Raw genomic sequence first — 15,014 nt, forward strand, 5'->3', positions numbered from 1 at the left:
ACTAGAAAATGTCAGTAAGAAAATTAAAACCAATTACCCCAGGTCAGCGTTTTAGAGTAGTAAATGGGTTTGACGCCATTACTACTGATAAGCCGGAGAAAAGTTTATTAGCTCCGAAGAAAAGATCTGGTGGTAGAAACAGTCAAGGAAAAATGACTATGCGCTACAAAGGTGGTGGTCATAAAAGAAGGTATCGTATTATAGACTTTAAGCGAGATAAGCAGGGAATACCTGCTACTGTAGCTACAATAGAATATGATCCAAACAGAACTGCATTTATAGCGCTTGTAAATTACCAAGATGGTGAAAAGCGTTATGTTATCGCTCAAAATGGTTTACAGGTAGGACAGAATATCGTTTCTGGTGCTAATGTTGCTCCAGAAATTGGTAATGCAATGCCGCTTAGTGAAATTCCATTAGGTACAATCATTTCTTGTATAGAATTACGACCTGGACAAGGTGCTGTTATGGCGCGTAGTGCTGGTTCATTTGCTCAGCTTATGGCTAGAGATGGTAAATTTGCTACTGTAAAATTACCTTCTGGTGAAGTGAGAATGATACTAGTTAACTGTGTTGCGACTATCGGAGCTATCTCTAACAGTGATCATCAGTTGATCGTTGGAGGTAAGGCAGGTAGAACAAGATGGTTAGGTCGTCGTCCACGTACAAGACCAGTAGCGATGAACCCTGTCGATCACCCAATGGGTGGTGGTGAAGGACGTTCTTCTGGAGGTCACCCACGTTCTAGAAAAGGTCTTCCTGCTAAAGGATATAGAACCCGTTCTAAGACGAAAGCGAGTAATAAGTATATTGTAGAACGTAGAAAGAAATAATAAGATATGGCACGTTCATTAAAAAAAGGACCTTACGTTCACTATAAGTTAGAGAAAAAAGTAGCTGCAAATGTAGAAGCTAATAAAAAGTCTGTTATTAAGACTTGGTCAAGAGCATCTATGATTACTCCTGACTTTGTAGGGCAAACAATTGCAGTTCATAATGGTCGCCAATTCGTACCGGTGTATGTTACCGAGAATATGGTGGGTCATAAATTAGGAGAATTTTCGCCAACACGTTCTTTTAGAGGACACGCTGGTGCTAAAAATAAAGGTAAAAAATAATTTAAGTCATGGGAGTTCGTAAAAGAGAAATGGCAGAAAGAATTAAGGAAGAGAAAAAGCAAATTGCTTTTGCTAAGCTTAATAACTGCCCTACGTCACCTCGTAAAATGCGTTTAGTTGCGGATTTAGTTCGTGGTGAGAAAGTTGAAAAAGCGCTTCAGATTCTTAGATTTAACCCTAAAGAAGCATCACGTCGTTTAGAAAAGTTATTGCTTTCTGCAATAGCTAACTGGCAGGCGAAAAATGAAGACGCTAGCATCGAAGATGCAGATCTTTTTGTAAAAGAGATTCGTGTAGACGGAGGAAGTATGTTAAAAAGACTTCGTCCTGCTCCACAAGGTCGCGCACACAGAATAAGAAAACGCTCTAATCACGTAACAATCGTGGTTGCAGCAAACAATAATACACAAAGCTAATATAAACTATGGGACAGAAGACAAATCCAATCGGAAATCGCCTTGGTATCATTAGAGGTTGGGAATCCAACTGGTACGGAGGTAATGACTACGGTGATAAACTTGCCGAAGACGATAAGATTAGAAAGTATGTACACGCACGTTTATCAAAAGCTAGTGTATCTAGGGTAATTATTGAGCGTACGCTTAAACTTGTAACCGTTACTATCACTACTGCTAGACCTGGTATTATTATCGGAAAAGGTGGACAAGAGGTAGACAAGTTGAAAGAAGAGCTTAAGAAAATTACCGAAAAGGAAGTTCAGATCAATATTTTTGAAATCAAGAGACCAGAACTAGATGCATTCTTGGTAGGTTCTAGTGTAGCAAGACAAATTGAAAGTCGTATTTCATATCGTCGTGCTATCAAGATGGCTATCGCGGCTGCGATGAGAATGAATGCTGAAGGTATCAAAATTCAGATTTCAGGACGATTGAATGGTGCAGAGATGGCGCGTTCAGAGTCTTACAAAGAAGGTCGTATTCCTTTATCAACATTTAGAGCTGACATAGATTATGCTTTGGTAGAAGCTCATACTACTTATGGTAGATTGGGTGTGAAAGTATGGATCATGAAAGGCGAAGTATATGGTAAAAGAGAACTTTCTCCTTTAGTTGGTTTATCCAAAAAACAAGGAAAAGGTGACAGAGGTGGACGAAGTGGTGGAAACAACAAATCACGTCGTAGAAAGTAATTTTTTAAAGTAAATTAACAATGTTACAGCCTAAAAGAACAAAATTCCGTAAGCAACAAAAAGGACGTATGAAAGGTCTTTCTCAAAGAGGACATACACTTTCTAACGGGACTTTCGGAATCAAATCATTAGATTCAAGTTTTGTTACTGCTAGACAGATAGAAGCAGCTCGTATTTCTGCAACTCGTTATATGAAAAGAGAAGGTTCTCTGTGGATTAAAATTTTCCCAGACAAGCCTATTACAAAGAAACCTCTTGAAGTACGTATGGGTAAAGGAAAAGGTGCTGTTGAGTATTGGGCAGCAGTAGTGAAACCAGGAAGAATATTATTTGAAATAAGTGGTGTGCCATATGATGTAGCTAAAGAGGCATTGCGTCTTGCTGCTCAGAAGCTGCCAGTGAAAACTAAGTTTATTGTATCAAGAACCTATCAAGGTTAAATTCGAAAGAGACTATGAAACAATCACAAGTAAAAGAATCGTCTACAGCTGAATTACAAGAGGAACTTAGTAAAACTCAAAAAGAGTATTCAGATTTAAGAATGGCTCACGCTATGTCTCCATTAGAGAACCCTTTGCAATTACGTAAAGTGAGAAGATCTATTGCAAGAATGGCAACAGAGCTAACAAAAAGAGAATTAAACGGTTAATTCTGCTGAAAGATGGAAAAAAGAAACTTAAGAAAAGAACGTATAGGAGTTGTTACTAGTAACAAAATGCAGAAATCAATCGTGGTTGCTGAAGTTAAAAAAGTAAAACACCCAATGTACGGAAAGTTCGTGTTAAAAACGAAAAAATACGTTGCACACGATGAGAAAAACGACTGCAATATTGGTGATACTGTAAAGATCATGGAAACAAGACCTATGAGTAAAACCAAGTGCTGGAGATTAGTAGAAGTAATTGAAAGAGCGAAGTAATTATGGTACAACAAGAGTCTAGATTAAAAGTAGCCGATAACACAGGTGGTAAAGAAGTTTTAGTTATCCGTGTTTTAGGTGGTACAGGAAGAAGATACGCTTCTGTAGGAGACAAGATCGTTGTCAGTGTAAAAGAAGCAACTCCAAATGGAAACATTAAAAAAGGAGCGGTTTCAACTGCAGTTGTAGTTCGTACTAAAAAAGAAGTGCGCAGACCAGATGGTTCTTATATTCGTTTCGATGATAATGCATGTGTGTTATTAAATCCTTCGGGAGAAATGAGAGGAACTCGTGTTTTTGGTCCTGTTGCAAGAGAACTTCGTGATAAGCAATTCATGAAGATTGTTTCACTAGCGCCAGAAGTGCTTTAAAACATTTGAAAAGATGACAAAGCTAAAAATTAAATCAGGAGATACAGTACGCGTTATCGCTGGAGACAATAAAGGTCAAGAGGGTACGGTGCAAAAAGTATTGAAAGATAAGAACAAGGCGATTGTAGAAGGTGTTAACTTAGTGTCTAAACACCAGAAGCCTAGTGCTACTAATCCACAAGGTGGAATTGTAAAGCAAGAAGCACCTATTCATATATCTAATTTATCATTGTTAACTTCGAAAGGAGAAACTACAAGAGTTGGGTATAGAGTAGAAGGAGATAAGAAAGTGAGATTTTCTAAAAAATCTAATGAAGTAATATAATTATGGCTTATATCCCAAGATTAAAACAAGAGTATAAAGACAGAGTAGTGTCTGCTCTTACAGAAGAATTTAGCTATGATAATGTAATGCAAGTACCAAAGCTTAAAAAAATTGTTTTAAGTAGAGGTGTTGGTGCAGCTGTAGCTGATAAGAAGTTAATCGACTATGCAGTAGACGAATTAACAACAATCACTGGTCAGAAAGCAATATCAACGATTTCTAAAAAAGACGTTGCATCTTTCAAATTACGTAAAGGAATGCCAATTGGTGCTAAAGTTACGTTAAGAGGAGAAAGAATGTATGAGTTTTTAGATCGTTTGATTACTTCAGCGTTACCACGTGTAAGAGATTTTAGCGGAATTAAAGCAACAGGTTTTGATGGTAGAGGTAATTATTCCTTAGGAATTTTAGAACAGATCATCTTCCCAGAAATTGATATCGATAAGGTAAATAAGATTTCAGGAATGAACATCACGTTCGAAACTTCTGCTAAGACCGATAAAGAAGCAAAATCATTGTTAACCGAACTAGGATTACCTTTTAAAAAGAATTAATTATGGCTAAAGAATCAATGAAAGCCCGTGAGGTGAAGAGAGCTAAAACTGTAGCTAAATATGCTGAAAAACGTAAAGCTTTAAAAGAAGCTGGAGATTATGAAGCATTACAAAAGTTACCGAAAAATGCTTCTCCAATCCGTAAGCACAATCGTTGTAAATTAACAGGAAGACCAAAAGGATATATGCGTCAGTTTGGAATTTCTCGTGTTACATTTAGAGAGATGGCTAATAAAGGGTTAATTCCAGGAGTAACTAAAGCTAGTTGGTAATAATAAAAGTAAATTAATTGGTGTAAGGTTCGGCTAAGTGTAGTTGAAAACCAATACCAGAAATTAAATATAATGAATACAGATCCTATAGCAGATTATTTAACCAGAATTCGTAATGCAAATAGTGCTCAACACAGAGTGGTTGAGATCCCTGCATCAAAGGTTAAAAAAGAGATCACTAAAATATTATTCGACCAAGGATATATTTTAAGTTATAAGTTTGAAGATACTACTGTACAAGGTACTATCAAGATAGCACTTAAGTACGATAAGATTACAAAAGAACCTGTAATAAAAGAATTACAAAGAATCAGTAAGCCTGGTTTACGTAAATATGCAGGATCTAGTGATATTCCTAGAATCCTTAATGGATTAGGTGTTGCAATAGTGTCTACATCACATGGCGTTATGACTGGTAAACAGGCAAGACAAGATAATGTTGGTGGAGAAGTACTTTGCTACGTATATTAACAGTATAAAAGACAAAAGAAATGTCAAGAATAGGAAAAAATCCAGTAACTATTCCGTCTGGTGTCACGGTAGAAGTGACAGGTAATGTTGTTACTGTTAAAGGAAAATTAGGAGAGCTTTCTCAAGAGATCGATAGTATCCAGGTGAAAGTAGAAGAAGGCCAGGTAGTTCTAGAAAGACCTAGCGATGCCAAAGATCATAAAGCGAAGCACGGTTTGTATAGAGCCTTGATTCAGAATATGGTAGTTGGAGTTTCTGAAGGTTTTACCAAAGAGTTAGAATTGGTGGGAGTTGGATATAGAGCTTCTAACCAAGGTCAAAAATTAGATTTGGCTTTAGGATTCTCTCATAATATAGTGTTAGACTTGGCTCCAGAAGTTAAAGTTGAGACTATTTCAGAAAAAGGTAAAAACCCTATCGTAAAATTAACTTCTTATGATAAGCAATTGGTAGGACAGATAGCAGCTAAAATTAGAGGCTTCCGTAAACCAGAACCTTACAAAGGGAAGGGAATTAAATTCGTAGGAGAACAATTAAGAAGAAAAGCAGGTAAATCTGCATAATATCGTAGTTATGGCATTCTCAAAAGATTTAAGAAGATTAAAGATAAGAAAGCGTATCCGTGGAAATGTAAACGGAACAGAACAACGTCCTAGATTATCTGTATATAGAAGTAATAAAGAAATCTATGCGCAAATCATAGATGACGTTACTGGTAAGACTATCAGTGCTGCTTCTTCAAGAGATAAAGACATTGCTTCGGCATCTGGTAATAAGATTGAAAAAGCAGGTTTGGTAGGAAAAGCTCTTGCCGAAAAAGCTAAAAAAGCAGGTGTAGAAACAGTAGCCTTTGATAGAGGAGGATATTTATATCACGGAAGAGTAAAATCATTAGCAGACGGTGCTAGAGAAGCAGGACTTAAATTCTAAGAAATTATGTATCAGAAATATAAAAACGCAGAATTAGTAAAACCAAGTGGACTAGAACTTAAAGATCGTTTAGTTGGTGTGCAACGTGTTACTAAAGTAACAAAAGGTGGTAGAGCATTTGGTTTCTCTGCAATCGTAGTTGTAGGTGATGAAAATGGTGTTGTAGGTCACGGTTTAGGTAAGTCTAAAGAGGTAGCAGAGGCTATCGCTAAGGCAGTAGAAGATGCAAAAAAGAATTTGGTTCGTATTCCATTACATAAAGGTACTTTACCACATGAACAAAAAGGTAAGTACGGTGGAGCAAGAGTGTTACTTTTACCTGCTGCAACGGGTACTGGAGTAATTGCTGGTGGAGCTATCCGTGCAGTATTAGAATCTGTAGGAGTACATGATGTACTTTCTAAGAACCAAGGATCGTCTAACCCACACAATGTGGTGAAAGCAACGTTTGATGCTTTATTGCAAATGCGTAGTGCACAGCAAGTGGCAAAACAACGTGGAGTTTCACTTGAAAAAGTGTTTAAAGGATAAATAGGAAACGATGGCAAAGATTAAAATTACTAAAGTAAAAAGTGCAATAAACCGCACTCAAAGACAAAAGAGAACCTTAGAGGCTCTAGGTCTTAAGAAGATCGGCCAGGTTGTGGAGCACGATGATACTCCTAATATCCTTGGGATGGTAAATAAAGTTAAACATTTAGTTTCTGTAGAAACAAAATAATATAAGCACATGGATTTAAGTAACTTAAAACCTGCTGCAGGTTCGGTAAAAAATAACAGCAAGCGAGTAGGTCGTGGACAAGGTTCTGGAAAAGGCGGAACTGCTACTCGAGGTCATAAAGGAGCGAAATCACGTTCTGGGTATTCTAAAAAGATCGGTTTTGAAGGTGGTCAAATGCCTCTTCAAAGACGTGTGCCTAAGTTTGGTTTCAAAAATATTAATAGAAAAGAGTATCAAGGAATCAACCTAGATACACTACAGAAATTAGTAGACGAAGGTAAGATTAAAGATACCGTAGATGTTGATGTGATTTTAGCTACACGCCTTGCTGGAAAAAATGATTTGATTAAGATACTGGGAAGAGGTGAATTGAAGGCGAAGTTGAAAGTCTCGGCTCACAAATTTACGGCCACAGCAAAAGCTGCTATAGAAGCAGCAGGTGGTGAAGCAGTAACCTTATAATAGACAATTCATGAAATTTATTGATACAATAAAAAACATTTGGAAAATCGAAGAACTAAAAAATAGGATCTTAGTTACACTAGGATTACTTTTAGTATATCGTTTTGGAGCGCAAGTTGTACTTCCTGGGGTAGATGCAGCACAATTAGCCGAATTGGGTACTCAAACCCAAGACGGTATTTTAGGATTGCTTAATGCATTTACAGGAGGAGCGTTTGCTAATGCTTCAGTATTTGCTTTAGGTATTATGCCTTATATATCTGCTTCAATTGTAGTGCAATTGATGGGAATCGCAATTCCTTATCTTCAAAAACTACAAAAAGAAGGAGAAAGTGGTAGAAAAAAGATTAATCAAATTACACGTTGGTTAACTATTGCTATTACTTTGGTTCAAGGACCTGGTTATATCTATAATTTGTTTGCAACATTACCGGCAGAAGCATTTGTTATTCCAAATCAAACCATTTTTGTTGTATCATCTGTAATTATCATATCAACAGGTTGTATTTTTGCAATGTGGTTAGGTGAGAAAATTACTGATAAAGGTATTGGTAACGGTATTTCATTACTAATTATGGTGGGTATTATTGCTACACTACCACAATCATTTGTGCAAAACTTCATTTCGAGAACATCGGGTGAAGGTGGTGATATCATTATGGTATTAATCGAGTTAGTAATTTGGTTTGTAATTATCCTGGCTTCAGTGTTGTTGGTGATGGCTGTACGCCAGATACCAGTGCAATATGCCAGAAGAACTGCAGGCGGAGGTTATGAGAAAAATGTTTTTGGATCTCGACAGTATATTCCATTAAAACTTAATGCTTCAGGTGTAATGCCTATTATCTTTGCGCAGGCAATTATGTTTGTTCCTGGTTTTGTGGCAGCGAGCATGTCAGAATCTGAGGCAGCTCAAGGAGTTACGGCAGCATTTAGTGATATTTTTGGATTATGGTATAATCTGGTATTTGCACTATTGATTATAGTGTTTACCTACTTTTATACCGCGATTACTGTTCCAACTAATAAAATGGCTGATGATTTAAAACGTAGTGGTGGTTTTATTCCTGGAATTCGTCCAGGTACAGAAACTGCAGATTACCTTGATAAAATCATGTCGCAAATAACTTTACCAGGATCAATTTTTCTTGCCTTGATAGCAATTTTCCCTGCAATTGCAGTGAAATTGTTAGATGTACAACAAGGTTGGGCATTGTTTTTCGGAGGAACATCACTACTTATTATGGTGGGTGTTGCAATAGATACAATGCAACAGGTTAATTCATATCTATTGAATAGACATTATGATGGATTAATGAAAACTGGTAAAAATCGTAAAGCAGTAGCATAATGGCAAAGCAACCAGCAATAGAACAAGACGGAAGTATTATCGAAGCATTATCAAATGCAATGTTTCGTGTAGAACTTGAAAACGGTCATGTTGTAACAGCACATATATCTGGTAAGATGCGTATGCATTATATTAAATTACTACCAGGAGATAAGGTAAAGTTAGAAATGAGTCCTTATGATTTATCAAAGGCTCGAATAACATATAGATACTAATAGTTTTATAATATTGTTAATTAAGATTTTTTGTGTAATTTTGCAGGCTGAAAAATCTTATTAATGATACTTTCTGAAAATCATATATTATGTTTTTTCAGTAATTAAATAAAAAGAGATGAAAGTAAGAGCATCAATAAAAAAGAGAAGTGCCGAGTGCAAGATTGTGCGTAGAAAAGGCCGACTTTACGTGATTAATAAAAAGAATCCTAGATTTAAACAAAGACAAGGGTAATTATGGCAAGAATTGCAGGGGTAGATATACCTAAACAAAAGCGAGGAGTTATAGCATTAACCTATATCTTCGGAATTGGTAGAAGTAGAGCTAAAGAGATTTTAGGTGCTGCCAAAGTAGATGAGAGTATAAAAGTTTCTGACTGGGATGATGATCAAATTGGTCGTATTCGTGAGGCTGTAGGGACATATACCATAGAAGGAGAACTACGTTCTGAAGTTCAGTTGAACATCAAACGTCTTATGGATATAGGATGTTATAGAGGAATACGCCATAGAGCAGGATTACCTCTTAGAGGACAACGTACTAAGAACAACTCTAGAACACGTAAAGGAAGAAGAAAAACAGTTGCTAACAAGAAAAAAGCAACTAAATAATAAGTAGTATGGCAAAGTCAACTTCAAAAAAACGTAAAGTAATTGTTGAGTCTGTAGGAGAAGCTCATGTAACTGCTTCTTTTAACAACATTATTATTTCGTTAACAAATAAAAAGGGAGACGTTATTTCTTGGTCTTCAGCAGGTAAAATGGGATTTAGAGGTTCTAAAAAGAATACTCCTTATGCTGCCCAACTTGCTGCCGAAGATGCTTCTAAAGTAGCTATCGAAGCTGGTCTGAAGAAAGTAAAGGTATACGTTAAAGGACCTGGTAATGGTAGAGAATCGGCAATTCGTTCTCTTCACAACTCAGGAATTGAGGTTTCAGAGATTATCGATGTAACACCAATGCCACATAACGGTTGTCGTCCTCCTAAAAGACGTAGAGTATAATTTTTATCCCGAAACTTGTTTTCGGGATCTTTTATATATTTAAAAATAGGTAAATCTAAAAGAGGAATACTGATTATCGAAGGACAGTGACCTTAATTCATAATCACCTCAATAACTAAATTATTAATAATGGCAAGATATACTGGTCCAAAAACTAAAATCGCTCGTAAATTTGGTGAAGCGATCTTCGGGGAAGATAAGTCCTTCGAAAAAAGAAATTACCCTCCTGGGCAACACGGTAACAACAGACGTAGAGGTAAGAAAAGTGAATATGCTATCCAGTTAATGGAAAAGCAAAAAGCAAAATATACGTACGGAGTTCTTGAACGTCAATTCCGTAACATGTTCGAAAAAGCAACACGTGCACAAGGAATTACAGGTGAGGTTTTACTTCAATTATGTGAGTCTCGTTTGGATAATGTAGTTTTTAGAATGGGATTATCGAACTCTCGTAGAGGAGCAAGACAACTAGTTTCTCATAGACACATTACAGTTAATGGGCAACAAGTAAATATTCCATCTTACCAGCTAAAAGCGGGAGACGTTGTTGGCGTAAGAGAAAAATCAAAATCATTAGAAGTAATTCAAAATTCACTTGCTAATAATAGTAAAGTGTATGAGTGGATTACGTTTAATAACGATACTAAAGAAGGCACTTATGTATCTGTTCCGGCTAGAATTCAAATTCCGGAAAATATTAACGAACAATTCATTGTCGAATTATACTCTAAGTAATAACGCTAAAGAAGAAACAAAAATATGGCAATATTAAATTTTCAGAAGCCCGATAAAGTTATCATGATCGACTCAACTGAGTTCGATGGTAAATTTGAATTTAGACCATTAGAACCGGGATATGGATTGACAGTTGGTAACGCTTTGAGAAGAGTTTTGCTATCTTCTTTAGAGGGATTCGCTATAACTTCTCTTAGAATAGAAGGTGTAGATCACGAGTTTTCTACAATCTCTGGAGTAGTAGAAGATGTTACAGAAATTATTCTAAATCTTAAACAAGTTCGCTTTAAGCGTCAGATAGAAGATATAGATAATGAATCTGTTACTATATCTATCTCTGGTCAGGAGCAATTAACAGCTGGTGATTTTCAGAAATTTATTTCTGGATTTCAGGTGCTAAATCCTGATTTAGTAATCTGTAATATGGATAAGAAAGTAGCACTTAACCTAGAAATTACTATCGAAAAGGGTAGAGGTTATGTTCCTGCTGAAGAGAATAAGAAAGCTAACGCTCCTATCGGAACGATCTTTACTGATTCTATATACACTCCTATTAAAAATGTTAAGTATAGCATTGAGAACTATCGTGTAGAGCAAAAAACAGATTACGAAAAATTAGTTTTCGAAATTGTAACAGATGGATCTATTCATCCTAAAGATGCATTAACAGAAGCTGCTAAAATATTAATCCATCACTTTATGTTATTCTCTGATGAGCGTATTACATTAGAAGCTGATGAGATAGCACAAACAGAAACTTATGATGAAGAGTCACTTCACATGAGACAGTTGTTAAAAACTAAATTGATCGATATGGATCTTTCTGTACGTGCACTTAATTGTTTAAAAGCTGCAGAAGTAGACACTTTAGGAGATCTTGTATCTTACAATAAAAATGACTTGATGAAGTTCCGTAACTTTGGTAAGAAGTCTTTAACAGAGCTAGAAGAACTAGTAAATGTTAAAGGACTTAACTTTGGTATGGATCTTTCTAAATATAAATTGGATAAAGACTAATCCATCATAATTTGCTCCCCAAAGAGGGTTGTAGCAAGATGATGATTAAAATTAAATGTCATGAGACACGGAAAAAAAGTAAATCACTTAGGAAGAAAGACAGCCCATCGTAAAGCTATGCTTGCAAATATGGCTTGTTCCCTAATTGAGCATAAAAGAATCAATACTACTGTTGCAAAAGCTAAAGCGCTTAAACAGTTTGTTGAGCCATTAGTAACTAAATCTAAAGATGATAGTACTCATAATCGTCGTATTGTATTTAGTAAACTGCGTAATAAGTATGCGGTTACTGAATTATTTAGAGATGTAGCTACAAAGGTTGGTGATAGACCTGGAGGATATACAAGAATTATAAAACTTGGAAATCGTCTTGGGGATAATGCTGATATGGCAATGATAGAATTAGTAGACTACAATGAGCTATATAATGCTGGTAAGCCTGCTAAGAAGAAATCAAGAAGAAGAGGAGGAAAAGGAAAGAAAGCTGAAACTGCTCCTGTAGCGCCAGCTCCTGAAACTGCTAATTCTGAAGAAGAATAAATGAAAAGTGTGAATAACACATAATATAAAAGGATAAACGTTTTACGTTTATCCTTTTTTTTTGAATAATTTTGAAAAGGTTTTCCGCCTAAAATTGAAATAGAATATCAATTAAAATTTAAAGATGAAATATCAATCTCGAAAAAAAGCGATTCTTTTATTAGCAGACGGTACAATTTTTCACGGTAAAGCAGTAGGTAAAGAAGGTAGTGCTTTTGGTGAAGTATGTTTTAATACGGGTATGACAGGATATCAGGAGATTTTCACAGATCCGTCGTATTATGGACAACTTATGGTAACTACCAATGCACATATTGGTAATTACGGTACTAATGAAGAAGAAATAGAATCAGATTCAATAAAGATAGCTGGGCTTATTGTGAAAAATTTCAGTTACGAATATTCTCGTGACCTAGCGGATAGCTCTTTACAAGAGTTTTTAGAAAAACACAACCTCCTTGCAATATCAGATGTTGATACCCGTGCTTTGGTAAGTTATATAAGAGATAATGGAGCAATGAATGCCGTAATCTCTACAGAAGTTGAAGATATTGATGCATTAAAAAAACAGCTCTCCGAAGTACCGGATATGAAAGGATTAGAGCTAGCGTCTAAAGTATCAACTACCAAACCATATTTCTTTGGAGATCCTAATGCCACATATAAGATTTCGGCTTTAGACATAGGAATAAAGAAAAATATACTGCGAAACTTAGCCAAAAGAGATGCGTATATTAAAGTATTCCCTTATGATACCACATTTGAAGAAATGAGTGAATGGGAACCAGACGGGTATTTCTTGTCTAATGGCCCAGGAGATCCAGAACCTCTTACTCAGGCTATTGATACTGCAAAAGAGATTATTAAAAGAGACTTGCCATTATTCGGAATATGTCTTGGGCATCAGGTGATTGCATTGGCAAATGGAATTAGAACCTATAAAATGCATCACGGACATAGAGGAATAAATCACCCTGTAAAAAATATAGTTACGGGTAAAGGAGAAATTACCTCTCAGAATCACGGTTTTGCAATCAATAGAGAAGAGACAGAAAAACATACTGATATCGAAATCACTCATGTGCATCTTAATGATCATACCGTAGCCGGAATCAAAATGAAAAACAAGAACTGTTTTTCGGTACAATATCATCCCGAAGCTAGTCCTGGGCCAAATGATTCAATATATTTATTTGATCAATTTATTGAGAATATCAAAAACGCAAAAATTACAGTATAAAACTTCAATTCTTTGCATAGAACTTTAAGCGGTTTGATAACATCTTAATCTATAACGTTATAGTTGATAACTTAGCAGTTTTATTGCTGTTTTCGCAGTAAATTAAGGGTTTTTCGAAGGTGTTAAAGTTTACTGGTTTCGTATATTGCAAAGAATTAAAATTATCCAACAAAAATTAAAATAAACATGAGTATAATTATTAATATTCACGCAAGACAAATCTTAGATTCACGTGGTAACCCAACTGTAGAAGTAGACGTGATTACAGAAAATGGTGTTTTAGGAAGAGCGGCTGTCCCATCGGGAGCCTCTACAGGAGAACATGAAGCAGTAGAGCTAAGAGATGGAGGGAAAAGTTACATGGGCAAAGGAGTGCTAAAGGCTGTTGAGAATGTAAACACCATTATTGCTGAAGAATTGTTAGGCTATTCTGTATTCGATCAGAATTTACTAGATAAAACCATGATCGAAATTGATGGTACACCAAATAAATCAAAACTAGGAGCGAATGCTATATTAGGTGTTTCATTAGCAGTTGCAAAAGCAGCGGCAAATGAACTTAATATGCCATTATATCGTTATGTGGGTGGGGTAAGTGCTAATACACTGCCAGTGCCGATGATGAATATTATTAATGGAGGTTCACATAGTGATGCGCCAATTGCATTTCAGGAGTTTATGGTAATGCCGGTAAAGGCTAAAAATTTTACTCATGCTATGCAAATGGGTACAGAGATTTTTCATAATCTGAAAAAAGTACTACATGATCGTGGATTAAGTACAGCTGTTGGAGATGAAGGTGGTTTTGCTCCAACTCTCGACGGAACTGAAGATGCTTTAGACTCTATTGCTATCGCTGTAGAAAAAGCTGGGTATAAGTTTGGAGATGAAGTAATGGTTGCTTTAGATTGTGCTGCGGCAGAATTTTATGTAGATGGAAAATACGACTATGCAAAATTCGAAGGAGATACTGGTAAAGTACGTACTAGTGAAGAACAAGCAGATTATCTTGCAGAATTAGCATCGAAATATCCAATTATTTCTATCGAAGATGGAATGGATGAAAATGATTGGGATGGATGGAAGTATCTTACAGATAAGATCGGAGATAAAGTGCAGTTGGTAGGTGATGATTTATTTGTTACCAATGTAGAAAGACTTTCAAGAGGGATCGAAAACGGAATAGCAAATTCTATTTTGATAAAAGTAAATCAGATAGGTACACTTACCGAAACTATTGCAGCAGTAAATATGGCTCACAACGCGGGGTATACTTCTGTAATGTCTCATAGATCAGGAGAAACAGAAGATAATACTATTGCAGATCTTGCCGTAGCTTTAAATACTGGTCAGATCAAAACAGGTTCTGCATCTCGTAGTGATAGAATGGCAAAATACAATCAGTTATTACGTATAGAGGAAGAATTAGGAAGTGTAGCGTATTATCCAAAAGAGAACGCTTTTAAAGTGAAATAACATACTTATTTTATAATGTAAAATAGGCCGTCTAGAAAGACGGCCTATTTTTTTTGCGAATAATTTTGAAATAGCTTCATAAGGCTAAAAATCATGCAATGATTAATACTATATTAACACTATATTTCGTATTTTAGCAGCCC

At 35.9% G+C, this 15,014-nt stretch carries 27 protein-coding genes; all 27 read left to right on the plus strand.

Features of this window, described 5'->3' with window-relative positions; translation table 11 throughout:
• Positions 1–8 precede the first annotated feature (8 nt).
• The 27 genes from rplB (at position 9) to eno (ending at position 14,871) form a co-directional block, all read left to right on the plus strand.
• Complete coding sequence (rplB, locus tag ABW637_RS17365) at positions 9–833, plus strand: 50S ribosomal protein L2 (RefSeq protein WP_367585999.1); 825 nt, start codon at positions 9–11, stop codon at positions 831–833.
• Between the two features lie 6 nt (positions 834–839).
• A complete protein-coding gene (rpsS, locus tag ABW637_RS17370; protein ID WP_019386271.1) occupies positions 840–1,118 on the plus strand; it encodes a 30S ribosomal protein S19 in 279 nt (92 codons plus the stop codon).
• Positions 1,119–1,126: 8 nt separating this feature from the next.
• Positions 1,127–1,534: a 50S ribosomal protein L22 gene (gene rplV, locus ABW637_RS17375; protein WP_367586000.1), complete on the plus strand. Its 408-nt coding sequence runs from the start codon at positions 1,127–1,129 to the stop codon at positions 1,532–1,534.
• Between the two features lie 8 nt (positions 1,535–1,542).
• Complete coding sequence (gene rpsC, locus ABW637_RS17380) at positions 1,543–2,268, plus strand: 30S ribosomal protein S3 (protein ID WP_201922868.1); 726 nt, start codon at positions 1,543–1,545, stop codon at positions 2,266–2,268.
• A gap of 20 nt (positions 2,269–2,288) precedes the next feature.
• Positions 2,289–2,708 carry a 50S ribosomal protein L16 gene (gene rplP, locus ABW637_RS17385; RefSeq protein WP_027392546.1) on the plus strand — a complete coding sequence of 140 codons (420 nt, stop codon included), beginning with the start codon at positions 2,289–2,291 and terminating at the stop codon, positions 2,706–2,708.
• 14 nt (positions 2,709–2,722) lie between these two features.
• Positions 2,723–2,917: a 50S ribosomal protein L29 gene (gene rpmC, locus ABW637_RS17390; RefSeq protein ID WP_367586001.1), complete on the plus strand. Its 195-nt coding sequence runs from the start codon at positions 2,723–2,725 to the stop codon at positions 2,915–2,917.
• 12 nt (positions 2,918–2,929) lie between these two features.
• Positions 2,930–3,187: a 30S ribosomal protein S17 gene (gene rpsQ / locus ABW637_RS17395; protein WP_024770871.1), complete on the plus strand. Its 258-nt coding sequence runs from the start codon at positions 2,930–2,932 to the stop codon at positions 3,185–3,187.
• Positions 3,188–3,189: 2 nt separating this feature from the next.
• The gene (gene rplN / locus ABW637_RS17400) at positions 3,190–3,558 is read left to right on the plus strand and encodes a 50S ribosomal protein L14 (protein ID WP_367586002.1); all 369 of its coding nucleotides are present in this window, start codon (positions 3,190–3,192) and stop codon (positions 3,556–3,558) included.
• Between the two features lie 13 nt (positions 3,559–3,571).
• Positions 3,572–3,883: a 50S ribosomal protein L24 gene (gene rplX / locus ABW637_RS17405; RefSeq protein WP_201922871.1), complete on the plus strand. Its 312-nt coding sequence runs from the start codon at positions 3,572–3,574 to the stop codon at positions 3,881–3,883.
• A gap of 2 nt (positions 3,884–3,885) precedes the next feature.
• Positions 3,886–4,437 carry a 50S ribosomal protein L5 gene (gene rplE / locus ABW637_RS17410; protein WP_367586003.1) on the plus strand — a complete coding sequence of 184 codons (552 nt, stop codon included), beginning with the start codon at positions 3,886–3,888 and terminating at the stop codon, positions 4,435–4,437.
• Between the two features lie 2 nt (positions 4,438–4,439).
• Positions 4,440–4,709, plus strand: coding sequence for a 30S ribosomal protein S14 (rpsN, locus tag ABW637_RS17415; RefSeq protein ID WP_025666456.1), 270 nt, complete (start codon positions 4,440–4,442; stop codon positions 4,707–4,709).
• A 72-nt stretch (positions 4,710–4,781) separates the two neighbouring features.
• Entirely contained in the window at positions 4,782–5,180 is a 399-nt protein-coding gene (gene rpsH / locus ABW637_RS17420) for a 30S ribosomal protein S8 (RefSeq protein ID WP_367586004.1), read from the plus strand.
• A 20-nt stretch (positions 5,181–5,200) separates the two neighbouring features.
• The gene (gene rplF, locus ABW637_RS17425; protein ID WP_367586005.1) at positions 5,201–5,743 is read left to right on the plus strand and encodes a 50S ribosomal protein L6; all 543 of its coding nucleotides are present in this window, start codon (positions 5,201–5,203) and stop codon (positions 5,741–5,743) included.
• Positions 5,744–5,753: 10 nt separating this feature from the next.
• Positions 5,754–6,110, plus strand: coding sequence for a 50S ribosomal protein L18 (rplR, locus tag ABW637_RS17430; protein WP_367586006.1), 357 nt, complete (start codon positions 5,754–5,756; stop codon positions 6,108–6,110).
• 6 nt (positions 6,111–6,116) lie between these two features.
• Positions 6,117–6,641: a 30S ribosomal protein S5 gene (gene rpsE / locus ABW637_RS17435; RefSeq protein ID WP_367586007.1), complete on the plus strand. Its 525-nt coding sequence runs from the start codon at positions 6,117–6,119 to the stop codon at positions 6,639–6,641.
• 10 nt (positions 6,642–6,651) lie between these two features.
• Positions 6,652–6,831, plus strand: coding sequence for a 50S ribosomal protein L30 (gene rpmD / locus ABW637_RS17440; RefSeq protein WP_027392536.1), 180 nt, complete (start codon positions 6,652–6,654; stop codon positions 6,829–6,831).
• Between the two features lie 9 nt (positions 6,832–6,840).
• Positions 6,841–7,293: a 50S ribosomal protein L15 gene (gene rplO, locus ABW637_RS17445; RefSeq protein ID WP_367586008.1), complete on the plus strand. Its 453-nt coding sequence runs from the start codon at positions 6,841–6,843 to the stop codon at positions 7,291–7,293.
• Between the two features lie 10 nt (positions 7,294–7,303).
• Entirely contained in the window at positions 7,304–8,644 is a 1,341-nt protein-coding gene (gene secY, locus ABW637_RS17450) for a preprotein translocase subunit SecY (RefSeq protein WP_367586009.1), read from the plus strand.
• Entirely contained in the window at positions 8,644–8,859 is a 216-nt protein-coding gene (gene infA, locus ABW637_RS17455) for a translation initiation factor IF-1 (protein WP_010181908.1), read from the plus strand. Before secY ends, infA begins: the two co-directional genes overlap by 1 nt.
• Before the next feature lie 118 nt (positions 8,860–8,977).
• A complete protein-coding gene (gene ykgO / locus ABW637_RS17460) occupies positions 8,978–9,094 on the plus strand; it encodes a type B 50S ribosomal protein L36 (RefSeq protein WP_013621733.1) in 117 nt (38 codons plus the stop codon).
• A gap of 2 nt (positions 9,095–9,096) precedes the next feature.
• Entirely contained in the window at positions 9,097–9,471 is a 375-nt protein-coding gene (rpsM, locus tag ABW637_RS17465) for a 30S ribosomal protein S13 (protein WP_367586010.1), read from the plus strand.
• An 8-nt stretch (positions 9,472–9,479) separates the two neighbouring features.
• The gene (rpsK, locus tag ABW637_RS17470; protein ID WP_025666464.1) at positions 9,480–9,863 is read left to right on the plus strand and encodes a 30S ribosomal protein S11; all 384 of its coding nucleotides are present in this window, start codon (positions 9,480–9,482) and stop codon (positions 9,861–9,863) included.
• Positions 9,864–9,992: 129 nt separating this feature from the next.
• Entirely contained in the window at positions 9,993–10,598 is a 606-nt protein-coding gene (rpsD, locus tag ABW637_RS17475) for a 30S ribosomal protein S4 (protein ID WP_367586011.1), read from the plus strand.
• A gap of 24 nt (positions 10,599–10,622) precedes the next feature.
• The gene (locus ABW637_RS17480; RefSeq protein WP_024770856.1) at positions 10,623–11,615 is read left to right on the plus strand and encodes a DNA-directed RNA polymerase subunit alpha; all 993 of its coding nucleotides are present in this window, start codon (positions 10,623–10,625) and stop codon (positions 11,613–11,615) included.
• Between the two features lie 60 nt (positions 11,616–11,675).
• Complete coding sequence (gene rplQ / locus ABW637_RS17485) at positions 11,676–12,155, plus strand: 50S ribosomal protein L17 (protein ID WP_367586012.1); 480 nt, start codon at positions 11,676–11,678, stop codon at positions 12,153–12,155.
• Between the two features lie 124 nt (positions 12,156–12,279).
• Positions 12,280–13,395, plus strand: a complete 1,116-nt coding sequence (gene carA, locus ABW637_RS17490) for a glutamine-hydrolyzing carbamoyl-phosphate synthase small subunit (protein WP_367586013.1) — start codon at positions 12,280–12,282, stop codon at positions 13,393–13,395.
• A gap of 186 nt (positions 13,396–13,581) precedes the next feature.
• Positions 13,582–14,871 (plus strand): phosphopyruvate hydratase, encoded by a 1,290-nt coding sequence (gene eno / locus ABW637_RS17495; protein ID WP_367586014.1) that lies wholly within the window; start codon positions 13,582–13,584, stop codon positions 14,869–14,871.
• The last annotated feature ends 143 nt before the right edge of the window (positions 14,872–15,014 follow it).

The organism is Aquimarina penaris (assembly GCF_040786285.1).
In the GTDB taxonomy this organism is placed as follows: Bacteria; Bacteroidota; Bacteroidia; order Flavobacteriales; family Flavobacteriaceae; genus Aquimarina.